Origin of the sequence: Microbispora sp. ATCC PTA-5024 (assembly GCF_000511135.2) — a bacterium.
GTDB lineage: Bacteria > Actinomycetota > Actinomycetes > Streptosporangiales > Streptosporangiaceae > Microbispora > Microbispora corallina.
In genome coordinates, this window is record NZ_KI866522.1 from 2514001 (window position 1) to 2534138 (window position 20138).

Sequence of the window (20138 nt, forward strand, 5' to 3'; positions counted from 1 at the left end):
CCTCCGGTCCGGCCGTACGACGCCGGACCTCGGGCAGGGCGAGCACCGCGAGGTTGACCGCGGCCACCAGCGCCGCCGCCGCGAGCAGCGGGGTCGCGGTCCCCGCCCAGGCGGCGACGGGAGCCGCGGCGGCGAGCCCGAGCGGACGCGCGGCGAAGGAGATCAGCGCGTCGAACGAGCCCACCCGGCCGAGCGCCCGCGGCTCGACGCGCTCCTGCACCGCCGTGTCCCACAGGGGGATCAGTATGCCCAGGCCCAGCATCGCGGCGACGTACGCGGCGATGACGACCGCGACCGGCGCGGGGACGGCGAAGGCGACGAGCGGGCACGTGTAGGCGAGGGCCCCGAGCGCGGTCACGGCGAGGGGCCGCCGGATCGGCAGCCGGGGCGCGGCGAACGTGCCGAGCACCGTCGCCACCGTCCCGGCCTGGGCGACCACCACCCACACGTACTCCCCGCCCAGCGCGCGCACGGCGATGACCGGGCCGAGGGTGAGCAGGACGCCGGCCCCGAGGTGCCAGGCGCCGTGGCCGAGGACGCTGACCAGGAACCATCGGTGCCGCCGCGCCTCCCGCCAGCCCTCCCCCAGGTCGTCCAGGAAGCGCTCACGCCGTGCGGTCGCCCGGGTGCCGGTGGCCAGTCCGCCCAAGGTGAGGGCCGACCCGGCGAACAGGGCACCGGTGAGCAGGAAGGACCAGCCGGCCCCGAGCCACAGCGTCAGTCCGCCCGCGAAGGCGGGGCCCGCGATCTGGGCGAGGCCGGTGGCCACCCCGATCCGGGCGTTCGCCCGCAGCCACCGATCGGCCGGCACCACGGCCGAGACGAGTGGCGAGACCGCCGGGACGCCGAAGGCCACGGCGGCTCCGGTGAGCGCCGCGAGCGCCGCCATCACGGCGACGGAGGGACGGCCGAACAGGAGCAGCGACCCGAGCGCCACCTGCGCGGCACACCGGACCAGGTCTGACACGAGGATCACCAGCCGCGGCGGGACCCGGTCCGCCATCACGCCGCCCACCGGCAGCAGCACGAGCATGGGCAGCATCTCGGCGGCGAGGACCACGCCGAGGTCGAGCGCGGAGCCGGTCGCCCTGATGACCGCGAGCGTCAGCCCGGTGGGGATGAGCGCGGTGGCCAGGGCCGCGACCGTGCGCCCGGCGATGAGACGCGTAATCATGACCACGAGGCTATTTCGCCAGCGAAAGATTCGTCAACGAAATTTTCGTCGGCGTATGCTGGGGGCGTGGACGACTCGGTGGACCGGCACATCGCCCGATGGCGCGGCAAGGCTCCCTTCGACGAGCGCGTGGAGGCGATCGCCACCCGGATGCAGTTCCTGGTGAAGTACTTCGCCCAGGCGAAGGACCACGCGCTGGCAGCGGTGGGGCTGCAGGACTACGAGTACGAGACCCTGCACCGGCTCGGATCCCGGGGCGAGGGGGGCCGGGTGGCGCCGTCGGAGCTCGCCGCCGAGCTGAAGGTCTCCCCGGCGGGCATGACGGGCAGGCTCGACACCCTGGAGAGGGCGGGGTTCGTGCGGCGCATCCGCAGCGAGGAGGACCGCCGCCGGGTCGACGTGGAGCTCACCGACGAGGGCCGCACCCTCTGGCTCAAGGCGATGGAACTGCGCGGCGAGGTCGAGGACGAGATGATCGGCGTCCTGGGCCCCGACGATCAGGACACTCTGGCGGCGCTGCTCAAGCGCATGCTCCTCCACATGGAGACCCGCGAGCGCTCTTGACCGTGATCCAGCGCCGGCCCCGGTCGGCTCAGCCGCCGCCTTCCCCCCGCCGCGGGCTTCTTCCTGTCACCCGTCGTCAGCGGCCGGTACGGCTGGAGACGATGACGTGGACGGCCTTCTCCATCGCGTATCCGGGGTCGGTTCCGCCACCCTTGACCTGTTCGTCGGCCGTGGCCACGGCCTGCATGGCGGCGGAGATCCCTTCCGGCCCCCAGCCGCCGAGCTGGCGCTTCACCCGGTCGATCTTCCACGGCGGCATCCCGACGAAGGAGGCCAGCTGGCCGCCCCGGAGGTTGCGGGGAGCGCCGCCCACCTTGGCGAGCGAGCGCAGGCCGCCGGCCAGCGCGCTGACGATCAGGACCGGGGCCACGCCTGTGGCGAGCGCCCACCTGAGCTGTTCGAGGGCCTCGCCGAGCTTCCCCTCGATGGCGAGGTCGGCGATGGTGAAGCCGCTGACCTCCGCCCGCCCCCGGTAGTAGCGGGCAACCGCGGCCTCGTCGATGGTCTTGCCCGCCGTGTCGAAGGCCAGCTGGCTGCAGGCGGCCGCCAGCTCTCTGAGGTCGCTTCCCACGGCCTCGAGAAGGGCCTGGGCCGCGGCGGGAGAGATGGTCCGCCCCTCACGCCGTACCTCGGCCTTGATGAAGTCGAGCCGCTCCCCCGGCTTGGTCGGCTTGGCCACGGTGACGACCTCAGCGCCCGCCTTCTTCACGCCGTCGACCAGGGCCTTGCCCTTCACTCCGCCCGGGTGGGCGAGCACCAGCACGGTGTCCTCGGACGGGTGCGCCGCGTACTTCACCACCTCGGCGATGACGTCCTTCGACAGGTCCTGCGCCGACCGGACCACCACCACGGAGCGGTCGCCGAACAGGGACGGGGACGCCAGCTGCACCAGCTCCCCCGGCTCCATCTTCCCCCCGGCCAGGTCGTGGATCTCGGCCTGCGCGTCGGCCTCGCGGACCGCCGACACGACGGCGGCGACCGCCCGGTCCGCCAGGAACTCCTCGTCGCCGACGACCAGGGTCACGGGTGCAGGGTTGGCCATGTCACGCAGCATGCCACGCCGAGCCGCCCCCGGCACATCGACCCATGCCGCCCCCGACATCCGACCGCGTCGCCCTCGCGGATGCTCATGACCGCCGAAGGGATGCGCCGGGGACATCCACCGGCGCGACGGCGGTAGCGGGATGGGCCTACCGGCCTGACTCGGGCGCGAGGGCACGGGCAAGGGGCGGTCAGGGGCGTCCTGGCCGTGAAGGCCGAGGGGGCGTCCTGGCGGCGGGGGCCGGCTCGGAGCGTCCTTGGCCGGCTCAGGGAGTGCCTTCGCCGGGCTCAGGGGGTGCGAGGACCTCGGGCGACGACGGCGAGGCGGCCGCCGGTGGAGACGACGGCGAGGTCGCCGGACAGGTCGGTGCGGTAGGTCCGCATGCCGAGCCAGGCCAGGCGGCGCAGCGTCAGAGGAGCAGGATGACCGTAGTCGTTGACGGCGCCGACGCTGATCAGGGCGGCCCGCGCATGGGTGGCCCCGAGGAACGCAAGGTCCTGGCGCGACGAACCGTGATGCGGGACCTTGAGCACGTCCACCCGGGGCACCCCGCGGCGCAGCAGGTCCGCCTGGGCCTCGTTCTCAAGGTCTCCGGCGAGGAGGGCCGACCCAACGACCGCGCCCCGCCGGTCGAACCACCGGGCCAGGAGCACCACGCTGCCGTTGTTCGCGACCGCGCCCTCGCCTGCGCCCTCGGGCTGGACGCCGGGGGGTGGGGCGAGCACCGTGAGCTCCGCCGGGCCGAACCGCCAGCGGGTGCCGGGCGGCGTGACCCCCTCCGGGATCCTGCGCGCCTTGAGCTGCCAGGAGACGCGGGCGGCCTCACCCGCGGGCACCCGCTCCGGGCTCATGACGACCCCGCCGACGCTTCTTCCTCTCAACACTCCGGGGAGGCCGCCCACATGATCGAGGTGGGGATGCGTCAGCACCATCAGGGGCACCTGGCGGACACCGAGGTCGCACAGGCACCGGTCGACGGCCCCCGGCTCGGGCCCGGCGTCGACGACCACCGCCTTGCCCTGGCCGGCCGACACGGCCATCGCATCTCCCTGTCCGACGTCGCAGACCACCAGCAGCCACCCCGGCGGCGGCCAGTTCACGGCCACCGGAACGACGACCAGGACGGCGAGCAGGGCACCGGCCGCCAGCGCGACCGCGACGCGCCTGCCCACCCTGTGGCGCAGCAGCAGCCAGGCCACCGCGGCGACGGCGGCGAGGAGCGCGAGCCCCGGCAGGCCGCCCGGCCAGGACGCGGTGGCGAGCGGCAGTCTCGCCGCATGTTCGGCGACCGTGATGATCCAGCCCGCCGCCAGGCCCGCGGGGCGGACGACGAGCCGGGCCAGGTCCATGCTCATAGGGGCCACGATCGCCGCGGCGAAGCCCAGCACGGTCGCGGGCGCCACCGCCGGCTCCGCCAGCAGGTTGGCGGGGATGGCCGCCGCGTCGAGGCGGCCCGACATCAGCACGAGCAGCGGGAGCACGGCCATCTGCGCCGCGGCCGGGACGGCCAGGGCCTCGGCGAGCAGGGCGGGCACGCGTACGGCCAGGCGGTCGCGCCAGCGAGGGGCGAGCACGAGGATGCCGCCGGTGGCGAACACCGACAGGGCGAAGCCGTACTGCCGGGCCAGGCCCGGATCGAACAGGATCAGCCCGAGGACGGTCGCCGACAGGGCGGTGAGTCCGTCCCGGGAACGACCGGAGCCGAGAGCGACGGCCGCCACCGTGCCCATGACGAGGGCGCGCAGCACGCTGGGCGACGGCCGCGCGACGACGGCGAAGGCGAGCATCGCCACCACGGCCACCACGGCCCGCACGCGCAGGGACATCCCGGCCAGGCGGGCGACCGCCAGCGCGGCCGCCGCGATCAGCGCGAGGTTCGTCCCCGAGACGGCCGTGAGATGGCTCAGCCCGGCGTCCTTGAAATCGCGGGTGACCTGCTCGTCCATGCGCGACACGTCGCCGGTCACCAGGCCGGGCAGCAGCCCACGCTGGTCGGGAGGCAGGACGTCGCTCGCCTCGCGCAGCCCTGCCCGCAGCGCTCCGGCGGCCCTTTGCAGCGCCGAGGGCTCGGACAGGGGCTCGGGCGGCCCGCGGACGAACATGACGGCGGCCGTCAGTTCGCCCGGCTCGCCCACGGCCAGGCGTCCGCGCACCCGGAGCCGCTGGCTCGGCAGGAGGGCGGCCCACGAGTCGCCCGAGCCGAGCAGCAGCACCGGCGCGTCGACGGAGAACCGTTCGCCCGGCGCGCTCACCGTGACCATGCGTGCCTCGGCGATCGCGGTGTCCCGCCGCGCGACCCCGCCTCGATGCGGCCGGATGCGCGGATCCCCGGTGAGGACCACCTCGGCCGTCACCGTCTCCTGACGGGCGGCCAGCGCCGGGACGGGCCCGCTCGTCACAGCGTGCACCTTCAGCGCGACCACGGCCGCGGTCGCCGCCACACACACCGACGCCCCGAGCCCCACCGTGACCAGCCGGCGCCCCGTGGCGGAGAGAGGACCACCGCCTCCGCGGACGACCGCGCCCGGATCCCCTGCGCGGAGGACCGTGCCTGCACCGCCTCTGCGGAGCAGGGTGCCACGACCAGCCCCGCGAGCGATCGTGTCCAGAGCGCCTCCGAGCAGCCCGTCCGCACTGCCTCCGCGGAGCAGCCCGCCGGGATCCCCTGTGCGGGGGTTCGCTCCCGCGGACGGCGCCGCGCCCTGGTGACTCGCCGAACGCCACACCGGCTGTCCGGAGCCTGCACGCCCGCCGGACGCCCGGAGAACGATCAGGCCCACAGCGGAGGCCAGGCCGGTCACCGCGGCGACGAGGACCCCGGCGAGGGCGGGGCAACCCAGCAACACGAGGGCCGTCACCCATGCGGACGCAGCCGGGGCCGCGAGCGCCACCGGGACGCCACGCGCCGCGTCCTTGTCCGGCTCGTCCGGGCTCTCACTCAGCCGCCGGGCCGAGATCGGCGGGGTCATACGGCGACCTTGTCGCGCAACTCGGCGAATTTTCTCTCACCGATGCCGGAGACCTGCTGCAACTGGTCCACGGACTGGAATCCGCCGTGGGCGGTCCGGAACTCGACGATGCGCTGGGCGAGGACGTCTCCCACGCCCGGCAACGTGTTGAGCTGTTCGACCGTGGCGGTGTTGAGGTTCACCGGGGTGCCGTCGGTGCCGGGGAGGGGCTGCGGTCCCTGTCCGCTCCCGCCCGCCTGGCCCGCGGGCGCGCCCACAACGATCTGTTCGCCGTCCACCAGGCGTCGTGCGAGGTTGACGCCGCCGGGGTCCGCGCCCCGGCGCACGCCCCCGGCCGCTTTGATCGCGTCGACCACCCGCGACCCGGCGGGCAGCGAGAGGACGCCCGGCCTGCGGACCTTCCCCGTCACGTACACGATCACGACGGACGTCGTGGCCGGTGAGGGGGGCGTCCCGCCGCCCGAGCCCGACGCGGCCGCGTTCCCGGGCACGGGAGCGCCTCCGGCACCGGACCCGCCGGCACCCCCGGTTCCGGCACCGCCCGCGCCGTCGGAGACCGCGGCGGACAGTGCCCCGGAGACGGGGACCGGTGGGGCGATCGGCTCGGCGATCGGGCGCGACCGCCAGGCCAGCACTCCGGCCACAGCCGCGGCGACGATCCCGAGGACGACCAGGACCCGCAGGCCGGGCGTTCCCGGATCCAGGCGCGGCGTCATCAGGCCGAGCCGTGTCCGGCCCGCCGCCGACAGTTCCTCCAACCGTGTCCGCATCGGCGGCTCCTCCGTCTCCCCGGCGTGCTCCGGCCGCGACCACCTCGAAGCCGCCGCCGCGTCATGGAACTCCTCCAGCCATTGCGTGGTCGGTTCCGGCCTCTCCCCGAACCCCTCCCGTCCGGACGGCTCCCGTAGCACCTCGAACTCCGGGCGCGACCGTCGCGAAGTCTCCGGGTCTCCGAACCCCTCCGGCCACGGCTCGGACGGCTCGGGTGCCTCGTCGAACTCCAGGCGCGACCGACACGGCTCCGCCAACTCCGCCAACTCCGCCAACTGGGCCAACCACGGCTCAGTCGGCTCCGGCCTCTCACCGAGAGCCTCCTGCGGCGGCAGGGGCGGCTCAGCCACCTCGGATCCCGGCGCGCGCCGCACGGGCCCCGGGTCGCCCGCACGCCAGCCCGACTCCTCGTACGACTCGGACGGCGGGTCTGATTCGGCGCGGGCGGTCCACAGGGCCGGCGATCGCGCGGGCGGTCCTCCGGCGAACGGGACGGCCTCCCAGGTCTCGTACGCCAGCCCCTCCCAGGGCACATCGGAGGCGAGAGCCGTACGGCCGAAGGACGGCGGCGGGCCGGGCGGGGACGGCGAGGAGCGGATGCGTGCCGAGGGCGGATCGAGGGGCGGCGCGGACGTCAGGGCCCGCAGCCGTGTCCGGGCAGTGTCGCGCGCAGTCCGCTGCTCCTTGCTTCGCACGATCGCGACGGTAGGCGCCCCTCACGTCCCCGCTCCCGCCCGAACGTCACTCTGTGGACAGCCGCGACTTGACGTCGGCGCTGTCGTGACAGAGGAATTTCTATTCCGCTGGGACGATCGTGACGCCGAGCATGCCGGGGCCGGCGTGGGCCCCGAGGACGGGGCCGACCTCCACCACCCTCAGGCCCGTGAGCCCGGGCAGCCGGGCGGACAGGCTCGCGGCGAGCGCGTCCGCCCTGGTCGCGGCCATCAGGTGCTGCACCGCGACCTCGACCTGCCGCTCCCCCGCGGCGGCGACGACCAGGTCCTCCAGACGGGCGATGGCGCGGCTCGCCGTCCGCACCCGTTCGAGCAGGGTGATGGCGCCGTCGCCCAGGTGCAGTAGCGGCTTGATCGACAGTGCGGAGCCGACGAGGTTCGTCACCATGCCGATGCGCCCGCCGCGCCGCAGGTGGTCCAGGGTGTCGACGTAGAAGAAGGTCCGCGACTCCTCCGCGCGGCGGCGGGCGGCTGCCGCGGTCTCGTCGACCCAGCCTCCGGCGTTCGCCACGCGGGCCGCGGCGAGCACGGCGAATCCCAGGCCCATGGCGATCGACCTGCTGTCGACCACCTCGACCGGCACGGGCGCCTCCCGGGCCGCGAGGCGGGCGGACTCCACGGTGCCCGACATCGCCCCCGACAGGTGCACGGACACCACGCCGGCGGCTCCCTGTGCCGCGGCCTCCTTGTACACGTCGGAGAACCGTTCGGGAGCGGGCCGGGAGGTCGTGACGGGACTCTGGTCGCGCAGCGCGCGGGCCAGGGCCTCGCCGTCGAGCGGGCCGCCCTCGTCGAACTCCCGGTCGCCCACGACGACGTGCACCGGGACGACCGCGATGCCCCACCTCGCCGTCTCGTCCACGCCCAAGTACGCGGTGGAATCCGTGACGACAGCGACAGATGGTGACATATCGCGAGATTACCCGTAAGTGATCCTCGGGCAACCGGCCGCGCACAACGCAACCGGCCGCGGACAACGAAGCCGCGGGGCGGGCCGTTACTGGACGGGCGTGCCGCCGCGCCACACGCGGCGCGGCTTGAGGCCGAACGACCAGGCGAACGCGCCCTCGTGGTCGGCGTCCCACTGGACGATGTCCGCGAGCCGCCCGGGAGCGAGGATGCCGCGGTCGGGTGCTCCGAGGACCTGGGCGCCGCCCAGCGTGGCGGCCCGCAGCGCGTCGCCCACGCTCATGCCGAACGCGGCGACCGCGAGGCTGATGACCAGCGACATCGAGGTGATGCCGCAGTGGCCGGGGTTGTGGTCGCTGCCGAGCGCGACCGGCACGCCCTGGGCGATCATCCGCCGCACCGGCGGGAGGTGGCCGACCTGGAGGGCCGACCCGGGGCAGACGACCGCCGGCACGCCGTACCGGGCCATCAGCGCGATGTCCTCGTCGGAGGAGTGGTGGAGCAGGTCGGCCGACGCGCAGCCCATCTCGGCGGCCAGCTGGACCGCGCCGCGCCTGTTGTAGGCGCCCGCGTGGATGCGGGGCATGAGACCCACGTTGCGCCCGGAGGCCAGCACCCAGCGGGCCTCCTCGGCGGTGAAGTGCCCGTCGTCGCAGTAGACGTCGACGCTGTCGGCGCCCGCGGCCGCGGCGTCCGCGCACCAGGAGGCGGCGGCCTCGACGTAGTCGCGCTGGCGGCCGAAGTACTCCGGCGGGACGACGTGCGCCGCGAGGAACGTCACGTGGACCCGCGGCATCATCGGCTCTTTCTCCAGCTCACGGAGCAGCCGGACGTCGGCGAGCTCGCCGTCGCGGGTGAGGTGGTAGCCGGTCTTCGCCTCGACGGTGGTGGTGCCGCCGAGCAGCCAGTCGCGCAGCCGCTCGCGGACGCCGTTGCACAGGGTCCACGGGTCGGTGCCGCGGGTCACGGTGACGGTCGAGCCGATGCCGCCGCCCGCGGCGGCGATGGCCGAGGAGCTGGATCCGCCGGACCGCATGGCCATCTCGGCGTACCGGTTGCCGGCGTAGACGGGGTGGGTGTGGGCATCGATGAGCCCCGGCGTGACGAGGGCGCCGCCCAGGTTCTCCACGTGGTCGACGTCGACGATGTCGTCGACGACCCCGGGGACGCTCTGCGGGAGGTCCGCGGCCCTGCCGACCCAGGCGATGCGGTCGTTGTGGACCAGGATCGCGGCGTTGCTGCAGACATCGTGCCCGGTCCACAGCCGGCCGATGTTGGTGAGAAGCCGAACGGTCATCCGACCACCTGCCTGGCTGCCCGGGGCACCGGAAGGGACCGGCTCGCGGGCGCCACGCCCGCCGGGTCCGCCTGGTGTCCGGACGTCATTGGGGGGTCTCCTGCCTCATCCGCACCGTGTTGCTGTGCGATGACCCTACCGCCCGGGGCTCACGAACCCGGGCGATTCAGTTCAGTTACGTTATTTCACAGGTGGGTTCGATGTACAGGGTTATCGAGAAGAACACAGCTTCGCCTCAGGGGAACCGGGACGCACCATCAGTCCCGCCGGCACCGGTAGCCCCTGGTGGGGACCGGTGACCCACTCGCGCCTCGAACGTGTGACCGCACTGCCTGGTGTCATTTTGTTACCCACGCCATAAGGTCTCATTAGGCTTTCCTTATCGTAGCAAGGGCGACGACCGCCGGGCCACCACGACGAGGCGTGTCGCGGCGGCCGGGTGTCGCCCCCGCACGTGGGGCCCCGGGCCGGGCCGGAGACGGGTCAGACGGTCTCGACGGGCTTCGCCACGCGGTCGAGCTCGGCGAACAGGCCGGACAGGACGCGGGCGTGCAGGATCGTCCCGTCTCCGGTGTGCTCCAGCGACAGCACCTCGCCCTCGCTGTGGGCGCGCGCGACGAGGTCTCCCCTGTCGTACGGCACCAGCATGCGGATCTCGTGGTCGAGACGGGGCAGCTCGCGCTCGATCGCGGCCATCAGCTCACCCATGCCGGAGCCGGTGCGCGCGGACACGACCACGCTGTGCCGTTCCTTCATCGTGAGCCGCGACAGCACCACCGGGTCGGCGGCGTCGGCCTTGTTGACGACCACGATCTCCGGGATGTGCCGGGCGCCCTCGATCTCGGCCAGCACCTCGCGCACGGCCGCGATCTGGGACTCGGGGTCGGGGTGGGACCCGTCCACGACGTGCAGGATCAGGTCGGCGTCGCCGACCTCCTCCAGCGTCGACCGGAACGCCTCGACGAGCTGGTGCGGCAGGTGCCGGACGAACCCGACGGTGTCCGCCAGCGTGAAGACGCGCCCCTCCGGCGTGCGGGCCCTGCGGACGGTCGGGTCGAGGGTCGCGAACAGCGCGTCCTCGACCAGGACGCCGGCCCCCGTCAGCCGGTTGAGCAGCGACGACTTGCCGGCGTTGGTGTAGCCGGCGATCGCGACCGCGGGGACCTCGCGCGACTGCCTGCGGTGCCGCTTCGTCACCCGGGCCGTCGACATCTCCTTGATCTGCCGCCGCAGCTTCGCCATCCGCTCGCGGATCCGCCGCCGGTCCAGCTCGATCTTGGTCTCACCGGGGCCGCGGCCGCCGATGCCGACGCCGCCCGCCGCGCGTCCGCCGACCTGCCGGGACAGGTTGCCACCCCAGCCGCGCAGGCGGGGCAGCAGGTACTGCAGCTGGGCCAGCTCGACCTGGGCCTTGCCCTCGCGGCTCTTGGCGTGCTGGGCGAAGATGTCGAGGATCAGGGCCGTACGGTCGATGACCTTGACCTTGACGACCTCCTCCAGCTGACGCAGCTGGCCGGGGGTCAGCTCACCGTCGCAGATGACGGTGTCGGCGCCGCCGGCGGCGACGATGTCGCGCAGCTCGATCGCCTTGCCCGAGCCGATGTAGGTGGCCGGGTCGGGCCGGTCGCGGCGCTGGATCAGCCCTTCGAGGACCTGCGACCCCGCCGTCTCGGCGAGGAGCTTGAGCTCCTGCAGGGAGTTCTCCGCGTCGACGATCGTGCCGTCGGTCCACACGCCCACGAGCACGACCCGCTCCAGGCGGAGCTGACGGTATTCGACTTCCGTGATGTCTTCGAGCTCTGTCGACAGACCCGCTACGCGACGGAGCGCCTGGCGCTCTTCGAGATCGTAATCGCCCACTGCGTGGTCTTCGGGCTCGTATCGCATATATGTCATCTCTACTAGACGAACAATCCGACACCCAGGTGTCTTCCCCCAGATGGTGGCACGACGCCAGGTCCCCTCGCACTCCGTTATGCCCCGGGAGGAACCGGCCCGCCCAACCCCGCCTGCGACGGGTCTCAGGCGCGCAGGACCTTCGCGTCGCCGGTGCCGGTCCTCACGACGATCGTGCGCGGGGCCGACGGGTCCTGCGCCACCTGCACCGTGCGGTCCCCGACGCCGGTCTCGGTGGTGACGTTGTACGACTCGGACGGCACCCACACCACGCCGTCGCCCGACCCGGTCTCCACCTGGACCTGGTCCGGCACGGTCGCGAACCGCAGCCGGACCTCGCCCGACCCGGTCTCGGCCGTCACCCGCTTCCCGCCGAGCCCCCGGGCGTCGATGTCGCCGGATCCGGACGAGGCCTGCACCGGCCCGGTGAGCCGCCGCAGCGTGATGTTCCCCGACCCGCTGTCGAGCCGCACGTCGAGACCGCGTGGCACCTCCACCTTGTAGTCGACGGAGCAGGACCGGCACCGGTAGCTCAGGGTGAGGGTCCCCCCGCTCACGCTGTGCCCGTTCCCCGGCCGGTCGCCCCGCCAGTGGACGGTCTCGGTGACGTGCACCCCCGCCCGGTCCGACTCCTCGATCACCAGGTCGCCCGAGCCGGTGTGCGCGTCGACCACGTTCACGCCGTCCACGTCGTACGACTGTGTGGCCTGCTCGCCGCCGAAGCCCACGTTCACGTCGCACGCGGCGACGGCCAGGCCCAGGCCCAGGACCGCCCCCGCGACCATCATCGTCTGCTTCCTCATATCCGTGATTCTTCGGCGGCCGGCGTCGCCCGCCCATCGGGGAAGCCCCCGAGCCCTCCCTGAGCCGCCCCTCACGTTGACCCTCTTTCCGGCCGTGGGATAGCGTCGATTCCACTTCACAGAAGAGACTTTCCGCATCGTGGAAGGATAGCCGAATGGACGGCGTTGAGATCAGGGGTCCCCTGCTCGATCGTTTCGACGAGATCCTCACCCCCGAGGCCCTCGGCTTCGTGGCCACGCTGCAGCGGGAGTTCGATCCGCGTCGGCGGGAGCTGCTGGCCGCCCGGCAGGCGAGGCAGGCCGACCTGTCGGCCGGGGGGACGCTCGACTTCCTGCCCGAGACCGCGCACGTCCGCGAGTCCGAGTGGCGGGTCGCGCCCCCGGCCCCCGGCCTGGAGGACCGCCGCGTCGAGATCACCGGCCCGGTCGACCGGAAGATGACGATCAACGCGCTCAACTCGGGCGCGAAGGTCTGGCTCGCCGACTTCGAGGACGCCAACGCCCCCACCTGGGAGAACACGGTCAACGGGCAGATCAACCTGCGCGACGCCCTCGACCGCGCCATCGACTTCACCGCGGGCGGCAAGTCGTACGCGCTGCGGCCCGACGAGGAGCTCGCCACGATCGTGGTCCGGCCGCGCGGCTGGCACCTCACGGAGAAGCACATCCTCGTCGACGGCGAGGAGGCGTCGGGATCGCTCGTCGACTTCGGGCTGTACTTCTTCCACTGCGCCCGGCGGCAGATCGACAAGGGCCGCGGGCCGTACTTCTACCTGCCGAAGATGGAGTCGCACCTGGAGGCGCGGCTCTGGAACGACGTGTTCGTCCGGGCCCAGGAGCTGCTGGGCGTCCCCCGGGGCACCATCCGCGCGACCGTCCTGATCGAGACCTACCCCGCGGCGTTCGAGATGGAGGAGATCCTCTACGAGCTGCGGGAGCACTCGGCGGGCCTGAACGCCGGCCGCTGGGACTACCTGTTCAGCGTCATCAAGAAGTTCCGCACCCGGGGGCGGGAGTTCCTGCTGCCCGAGCGGAACGCGGTGACGATGACGGCGCCGTTCATGCGCGCCTACACCGAGCTGCTCGTCCGCACCTGCCACAAGCGGGGCGCGCACGCCATCGGCGGCATGGCGGCCTTCATCCCGTCCCGCCGCGACCCCGAGGTCAACGAGATCGCGCTGGAGAAGGTGCGGGCCGACAAGACCCGGGAGTCCGGCGACGGCTTCGACGGATCGTGGGTGGCCCACCCCGACCTGGTGCCGATCTGCCGCGAGGTGTTCGACGGCGTCCTCGGCGACCGGCCCAACCAGCTCGACCGCCTCCGCGACGACGTGCGCGTGACCGCGGAGGACCTGCTGGCCGTGTCGAAGACGCCGGGACAGATCACCGAGGCGGGCCTGCGCAACAACGTCGACGTGGCGCTGCGCTACCTGGCGGCCTGGATGGGCGGGCTCGGCGCGGTGGCCATCCACAACCTCATGGAGGACGCGGCGACCGCCGAGATCTCCAGGTCCCAGATCTGGCAGTGGATCCACAACGACATCCAGCTCGCCGACACGGGCGCCGTCGTCACGAAGGACCTCGTCCAGCGGATCATCGAGGAGGAGCTCGCGAAGATCGCCTCCGAGCCCGGCTACGACGAGGACCTGTACGGCCAGGCCAAGGCGCTGTTCACGGAGGTGGCCCTCGACGACGACTTCGCCGAGTTCCTCACGCTCCCGGCGTACGCCCGCCTGCCGTGACGTCCGTCCCGCCGCGTCCGGAACATCGGGAGTGCCGGTTCGGCGGCGGTGCGAGATGATTCAAGAGGAACACACCGGCCCGGGCGGCACGTTCCGCCCGGGTCACGCGGGGAGGAGCGGGACCCGATGTCGACCCTCGAACGGCTGACGGCGCGCCTGGGCGCGGCCCTCCCGCCGGAGGCCGTGATCACCGACCCGGTCCGCCTGCGCACGTACGAGTGCGACGGGCTGACCTACCACCGTGCCACTCCCGGCGTGGTCGTGCTGCCCGAGACGGCCGAGCAGGTGGCCGCCGTCGTCCGGCTCTGCGCCGAGTTCGGCGTGCCGTTCGTCGCCAGGGGGTCGGGGACGGGCCTGTCGGGCGGCGCGCTGCCCCGCACCGACGGCGTCCTGATCGTCACCTCGCGCATGCGGCGGATCCTGGAGATCGACGTCGCGGGCCGCAGGGCCGTCGTCGAGCCGGGCGTGACCAACCTGGCCATCACCGAGGCCGTACGCGACCAGGGGTACTACTACGCCCCCGACCCCTCCAGCCAGCAGATCTGCTCCATCGGCGGCAACGTCGCCGAGAACTCGGGCGGCGCCCACTGCCTGAAGTACGGCTTCACGGTCAACCACGTTCTCGCCCTGCAGGTGGTCACTCCCGACGGCGAGATCGTCGAGCTGTCCGAGCAGGACGCGGGCTACGACCTGCTCGGCGCGTTCATCGGCTCCGAGGGCACGCTCGGCATCGCCACCGCGATCACCGTTCGGCTGTCGCGGGCGCCGGAGGCCGTCACGACGCTGCTGGCGGCCTTCACGGACATCGAGTCGGGCGGCCAGGCCGTGTCCGCCGTGATCGCGGAGGGCGTGGTCCCGGCCGCCATCGAGATGATGGACGCCCTCGCGATCGAGGCGGCGGAGGCCGCCGTGCACTGCGGCTACCCGCCGGGCGCCGGGGCCGTCCTCGTGGTCGAGCTGGACGGGCCGCGCGCCGAGGTGGAGCGGCAGTTCACCGCCGTCGAGCGGATCTGCCGGGACACCGGGGCCTTCGAGGTGCGCGTGGCGGCCTCGGCCGAGGAGCGCGCGGCGATCTGGAAGGGCCGGAAGTCGGCCTTCGCCGCCGTCGGCCGCATCAGCCCGGCGTACATCGTGCAGGACGGGGTCGTGCCGCGGACCGCGCTCCCCGAGGTGCTGGCCGGGATCGACCGGCTCCAGGACGAGTACGGCATCCGGGTGGCGAACGTCTTCCACGCCGGGGACGGCAACCTGCACCCGCTCGTGCTGTTCGACGACAGCGTGCCCGGCGAGGGCGAACGCGCCGAGGCCGCCAGCGGGCGCATCCTCGACCTGTGCATCGAGCACGGCGGCTCGATCACCGGCGAGCACGGCGTCGGCGTGGACAAGGCCCGCTACATGCCCCGGATGTTCACCCCGGACGACCTCGACACCATGCAGCTCGTCCGCTGCGCCTTCGACCCGGGAGGGCTGGCGAACCCGGGCAAGGTCTTCCCCACCCCGCGCCTGTGCGGCGAGGTCCCGGGTGTCCGCAGGGGCGTCCACCCGCTCGTCGAGGCCGGCCTCGCGGAGCAGTTCTGATGGACGGCGCGCGGGACCTGAGGAGCGACGAGACGACCGAGCAGGCGGGCAAGGCCCTGGCCGCGTCGGGGGTGGCCGTCCGCGCGGCCGGCGCCGACGACGCGGTGGCGGGCGTGCCGCCGCGGTGGGTGGCGCTGCCGGAGACGGCCGAGGAGATCGCGGCCGTGCTGCGCGTGAGCGCGGAGCACGATCTCGCGGTCGTCCCGGTCGGCGGCGGCACCAAGCTGCACTGGGGCGCCCCGCCGTCCCGCTGCGACGTGCTGCTCGACACCTGCTGCCTGAACGAGGTGGTCGAGCACGAGGCGGGCGACCTCGTGGTCCGGGCGCAGGCCGGGCTGACGGTCGAGGCGCTGGCCGAGGCGCTCGCCGCGAAGGGACAGGAGCTCGCCCTCGACGTCCCCCTGCCGGGCACCACGATCGGCGGCCTGGTCGCCACCGCGATCGCCGGGCCGCGCCGGTTCCGGTACGGCACGGTGCGCGACCTGCTCATCGGCATCACGGTCGTGCTGGCCGACGGGACGATCGCGCACGCGGGCGGCAAGGTCGTCAAGAACGTCGCCGGCTACGACCTCGGCAAGCTCTTCACCGGCTCGTACGGCACGCTGGGCGTGGTCGCGGACGCCACGTTCCGGCTGCACCCGCTGCCGCCGTCGCGCACCTTTGCCGCCGCCTCCTTCGCCCGTCCCGTGCGGCCCGGGCCCGGCGGCGGCGCCTCGGAGGAGGCGACCGCGCCGGAGGCCGTGCGCCTGGCCGGCGAGCTGCAGACGGCGCTCGCGGCCGCCGCCGGATCGCAGGCCGAGCCGGTCGCCATAGAGCTGGACTGGCCCGACGTGACCGGCCCCGCCACGGTGGCCGTCCTCGTGGAGGGCGCCGCCGCGGCCGAGCGGGCGGACGCCGTACGCGCACTCCTCGGCCCCGAGGCCCGGACGGACGGGGAGCGCCCCGGCTGGTGGGGCCGCCTCCCGTCCGCGCCGCCCCTCTCACGCGACGGCGCGCGAGCCGAGACGGATGTCGGCGACGAGGAGCCGCCGGCCGGGCGGGGCGAGACGTTACTGGAGCTGAGGGCGTCGCCGTCCCGGATGGCGGGCGCGCTCGCCGCCGTCCACGTGACGGCGCTGGAGACCGGGACGCCGGCGGCCGTCCGGGGCTCGGCGCCCGCCGGGGTCGTCCACGTCGCCCTGCGCGCGGACGCCGGACGGGCCGCCCGGTTCGCCGACGCCCTCCGCGCCCGGGTCGAGGCGGCGGACGGCCGTCTGGTGGTGCTGTCCGCGCCCCCGGAGGCCGGCGACGGGCTGGACCGCTGGGGACGCGTCGGCGCGCTCGCGCTGATGCGGCGGGTCAAGGAGCGCTTCGACCCCGGCGGCCGGATGTCGCCCGGACGGTTCGTGGGAGGGATCTGATGGACCCCGAGCTGATCAAGGACTGCGTGCACTGCGGGTTCTGCCTGCCCACCTGCCCCACGTACGTGCTGTGGGGCGAGGAGATGGACTCCCCGCGCGGGCGCATCCACCTGATGGGCCAGCACGTGGCCGGCACGCCGCTCACCAGCGAGATGGCCGGCCACTTCGACGCCTGCCTCGGCTGCATGGCGTGCGTGACCGCCTGCCCGTCGGGGGTGCGCTACGACCGCTTGATCGAGGAGACCCGCGCGGTGGTCGAGCGGGAGCACGATCGGACGCCCGAGGAGCGCGCGATCCGGGCGATGGTGTTCGCGCTGTTCCCCTACCGCCGACGGTTGCGGATGATGCGGCTGCCGATGGCGCTGAGCAGGCGGCTCCAGCCGTTCCTCGACCGGGTGAACCCGTCCCTCGGCGCGATGGCCGAGCTCGCGCCGCCGCCTGCCCGGCCCGTACGGCTCCCGCCGCTGGTCAGGGCGCGCAGGCGGCGCAGGGCCCGGGTGGGGCTGCTGACCGGGTGCGTGCAGGGGGAGTTCTTCCCGCAGGTCAACGCCGCGACGGCCCGGGTGCTGGCGCTGGAGGGGTGCGACGTCGTGATCCCGCAGGGCCAGGGCTGCTGCGGCGCGCTCTCGGTGCACTCGGGACGGCCGGCCGAGGCCCGCCGGTTCGCCCGGCGCACGATCGCCGCGTTCGAGCGGGCGGGCGTGGACGCCGTCGTGGTGAACGCGGCCGGCTGCGGGTCGAGCATGAAGGAGTACGCCGACCTGCTCGCGGACGACCCGGCGTGGCGGGAGCGGGCCGAGGCGATGCGGACGCTCGACCTGGCCGAGTTCCTGGTCGAGCTCGGGCCGCTGGCCGGGCGGCACCCGCTGCCGGTCTCGGTCGCCTACCACGACGCCTGCCATCTGGCCCACGCGCAGGGCGTGCGGTCCCAGCCCCGCGCGCTGCTGGGCGGGATCCCTGAGCTGGAGCTGCGCGAGATCGCGGAGTCGGCCGTCTGCTGCGGGTCGGCCGGCACCTACAACCTGTTCCAGCCCGAGCCCGCCCGCGAGCTGGGCGACCGCAAGGCCGAGCGGGTGCTCGCCACGGGCGCCGACCTTCTCGTGTCGGCCAACCCCGGCTGCACGATGCAGATCGCGGCGGCCGTGCGGCGGGCGGGGAAGGGCGAGATCCGGGTAGCGCACACCGTGGAGGTGCTCGACGCCTCCCTGCGGGGCCTCGGCCCCGGCACGCTGGGCCGGGCCGGGCGACGGGCGAGGGGGAACGCGTGACCGTGCAGAGCGTCGACAGGGCGCTCGACGTGCTGGAGGCCCTGTCGGAGCACGGCGGCCAGGCCGGGCTGTCGGAGATCGCCGCGAGGACCGGCCTGCCGTACGGGACGATCCACCGGCTGCTGCAGACGCTGCTCGCGCGGGGGTACGTCCGGCAGGAGTCGGACCGGCGCTACGCCCTCGGCGGCGCCCTCGTGCGCATCGGCGGGGCGGCCGAGCGGATGCTCGCCGTGTGGGCCGAGCCGTACCTCGCCCGGCTGGTCGAGCTGACCGGCGAGACGGCCAACCTGGCCGTCCTGGAGGGCGACTTCGTCGTGTACGTGGCCCAGGTGCCGTCCCCGCGCCGGTTGCGGATGTTCGCCGAGGTGGGCCGCCGCGTGCTCCCGCACAGCACGGCCGTCGGCAAGGTCCTGCTCGCCGAGCGGCCCGACGCCGCCGCCGTGTTCCAGCGCACCGGGCTGCCCCGCCGCACCGAGCGGACGATCACGGCGGTCGGCGCGATGCTGGAGGAGCTCGACCGGGTGCGGGCCCGGGGGTACGCGCTCGACCTGGGCGAGGAGGAGAGCGGCGTGCACTGCATGGCGGTGCCCGTCCACGACGGCGGCCGCACGTTCGCGGCGATGTCGGTCTCCGGCCCGGCCGAGCGCATCGACGCCGTCGAGCGCGAGGAGCTCGCGGCGGACCTCCGCAAGGTCGCCGACGACTTCGGGACCGCCGTCTTCCGCGCCTGAGCGCCGGGACCTCCCCGCGGGGACGGGTCGTCGGGGAGGATGGGGGGCATGTGCCGAAGCATCAAGACCCTGCGCCCGCCCTTCACCGACGAGGTGACCCAGGAGGACATCCGCGCGGCGGCCCTGCAGTACGTGCGGAAGATCTCCGGGTTCCGCGCCCCCGCCGCCCACAACGCGGAGGCGTTCGACCAGGCCGTCGAGGCGGTCACCCGGGCGAGCGCCGCGCTGCTGGAGTCGCTGGAGGTCCGCGGCGCCCGCCCCCGCGAGACCGCCTGACCGTGGGCCGCGACCACGGCGGGTCCCTGACGCGCGTGGCCCGCGACCACGGCGGGTCCCTGACGCGGGGCTGACCAGAACACGAGGGGAACCGGACCCGGCGCTCCGGCGGAGTACCGGGTGACGGGCGCGACCGCGCCCTACGGAAGGATTCCCCTATGAACGGACAAATCGGGTGGTGAGTACGGCCTCGGGGCGGGACACCCACGCCTGGAGACAGCCGTCCCCGCCCGCTCCGCCCTTCGATCCCGGCGGGCCGCCGCCCGGCGGCCCCGGCGCGGAGGTGAGCGACGCCCGGCTGATCCATGCGTCGATGACCCGCCCGGAGGAGTTCTCGAGTGTCTTCGACCGGCACGCCGACGAGATCCACGCGTACGCGAGCCGGCGTCTCGGCCCCGACCACGCGGACGACGTGACGGCGGAGACGTTCCTGGTGGCGTTCCGCAAGCGACACCGATACGACCTCGCGCGCGACGACGCCCGGCCGTGGCTCTACGGCATCGCCGCCAACCTCATCTCCGGCCACCGGCGGTCGGAGGTCCGGCGGCTGCGAGCGCTGGCCCGCTCCCCCCACGACGCGGGCGACCGCGGCTCGCACGAGGAGGAGCGCGGCGCCGAGCGGGCGAGCGCGGCCGCCCTGCGTCCCGCCCTCGCCGCCGCCCTCGCGCGGCTGTCGGCCGCCGAGCGCGACCTGCTCCTGCTCATCGCCTGGGCCGACCTCAGCTACGAGGAGGCCGCCGAGGCCCTCGGCATCCCCATCGGCACCGTGCGCTCACGGCTTCACCGCACCCGTGCCCGGCTCCGCCGCCATCTCCCCCCGTTTCAGGAGGACGCGTCATGATCGACGAACTGGATCTCGTCGCCCGGGAGAAGCCGGACGTCGCGCCGTACTCCCCCACCGCGAAGGCGGCCGCCCGGCGGCGCCTGGCCGAGCCGTCCCGCCGCCGTCCGTCCCTGCCGGCCCTCCGCCTCGGCCGCCGGCCG

The 20138-nt window shown here is 74.1% G+C and carries 16 protein-coding genes; 8 read left to right on the forward strand and 8 right to left on the reverse strand.

The features are described from left to right. A partial coding sequence (locus tag MPTA5024_RS11410) for an MFS transporter (protein ID WP_084369563.1) occupies positions 1-1174 on the reverse strand: 1174 nt, incomplete at its 3' end. A gap of 66 nt (positions 1175-1240) precedes the next feature. On the opposite strand from MPTA5024_RS11410, the gene MPTA5024_RS11415 reads away from it, so the two are divergent. After that, positions 1241-1738 (forward strand): MarR family winged helix-turn-helix transcriptional regulator, encoded by a 498-nt coding sequence (locus MPTA5024_RS11415; RefSeq protein WP_036322305.1) that lies wholly within the window; start codon positions 1241-1243, stop codon positions 1736-1738. Positions 1739-1814: 76 nt separating this feature from the next. Here the strand turns inward: MPTA5024_RS11415 and holA are convergent, their stop codons facing one another. The 7 genes from holA to MPTA5024_RS11450 form a co-directional block, all read right to left on the reverse strand. Continuing rightward, positions 1815-2780 carry a DNA polymerase III subunit delta gene (gene holA, locus MPTA5024_RS11420; RefSeq protein WP_198167041.1) on the reverse strand — a complete coding sequence of 322 codons (966 nt, stop codon included), beginning with the start codon at positions 2778-2780 and terminating at the stop codon, positions 1815-1817. 287 nt (positions 2781-3067) lie between these two features. Continuing rightward, positions 3068-5179 (reverse strand): ComEC/Rec2 family competence protein, encoded by a 2112-nt coding sequence (locus MPTA5024_RS11425; RefSeq protein ID WP_232326397.1) that lies wholly within the window; start codon positions 5177-5179, stop codon positions 3068-3070. A 566-nt stretch (positions 5180-5745) separates the two neighbouring features. Beyond that, a complete protein-coding gene (locus MPTA5024_RS39505) occupies positions 5746-6519 on the reverse strand; it encodes a ComEA family DNA-binding protein (protein ID WP_084369657.1) in 774 nt (257 codons plus the stop codon). Positions 6520-7315: 796 nt separating this feature from the next. Continuing rightward, entirely contained in the window at positions 7316-8164 is an 849-nt protein-coding gene (locus tag MPTA5024_RS11435; RefSeq protein WP_036322309.1) for a DegV family protein, read from the reverse strand. A gap of 87 nt (positions 8165-8251) precedes the next feature. After that, a complete protein-coding gene (hutI, locus tag MPTA5024_RS11440) occupies positions 8252-9460 on the reverse strand; it encodes an imidazolonepropionase (protein ID WP_036322311.1) in 1209 nt (402 codons plus the stop codon). Positions 9461-9943: 483 nt separating this feature from the next. Next, positions 9944-11356 (reverse strand): GTPase HflX, encoded by a 1413-nt coding sequence (hflX, locus tag MPTA5024_RS11445; RefSeq protein WP_036322313.1) that lies wholly within the window; start codon positions 11354-11356, stop codon positions 9944-9946. Between the two features lie 125 nt (positions 11357-11481). Beyond that, positions 11482-12159: a DUF4097 family beta strand repeat-containing protein gene (locus tag MPTA5024_RS11450; protein WP_036322315.1), complete on the reverse strand. Its 678-nt coding sequence runs from the start codon at positions 12157-12159 to the stop codon at positions 11482-11484. Positions 12160-12314: 155 nt separating this feature from the next. Between MPTA5024_RS11450 and aceB the strand changes: the two genes are divergently transcribed. From aceB to MPTA5024_RS11485, 7 genes are all read left to right on the forward strand, one after another. Continuing rightward, the gene (gene aceB / locus MPTA5024_RS11455) at positions 12315-13901 is read left to right on the forward strand and encodes a malate synthase A (protein WP_036322317.1); all 1587 of its coding nucleotides are present in this window, start codon (positions 12315-12317) and stop codon (positions 13899-13901) included. 126 nt (positions 13902-14027) lie between these two features. Continuing rightward, complete coding sequence (locus MPTA5024_RS11460) at positions 14028-15479, forward strand: FAD-linked oxidase C-terminal domain-containing protein (RefSeq protein ID WP_051457947.1); 1452 nt, start codon at positions 14028-14030, stop codon at positions 15477-15479. After that, positions 15479-16879: an FAD-binding oxidoreductase gene (locus MPTA5024_RS11465; RefSeq protein WP_036322319.1), complete on the forward strand. Its 1401-nt coding sequence runs from the start codon at positions 15479-15481 to the stop codon at positions 16877-16879. Before MPTA5024_RS11460 ends, MPTA5024_RS11465 begins: the two co-directional genes overlap by 1 nt. Beyond that, entirely contained in the window at positions 16879-18147 is a 1269-nt protein-coding gene (locus tag MPTA5024_RS11470) for a (Fe-S)-binding protein (RefSeq protein WP_036322322.1), read from the forward strand. The genes MPTA5024_RS11465 and MPTA5024_RS11470 overlap by 1 nt, the downstream gene beginning before the upstream one ends. Then, entirely contained in the window at positions 18144-18878 is a 735-nt protein-coding gene (locus tag MPTA5024_RS11475; protein WP_051457948.1) for an IclR family transcriptional regulator, read from the forward strand. Before MPTA5024_RS11470 ends, MPTA5024_RS11475 begins: the two co-directional genes overlap by 4 nt. A gap of 48 nt (positions 18879-18926) precedes the next feature. Then, positions 18927-19154, forward strand: a complete 228-nt coding sequence (locus tag MPTA5024_RS11480) for a DUF2277 domain-containing protein (protein WP_036322323.1) — start codon at positions 18927-18929, stop codon at positions 19152-19154. 178 nt (positions 19155-19332) lie between these two features. Continuing rightward, on the forward strand, positions 19333-19995 hold the full coding sequence (locus MPTA5024_RS11485) for an RNA polymerase sigma factor (protein WP_232326398.1): 663 nt from the start codon (positions 19333-19335) through the stop codon (positions 19993-19995). The last annotated feature ends 143 nt before the right edge of the window (positions 19996-20138 follow it).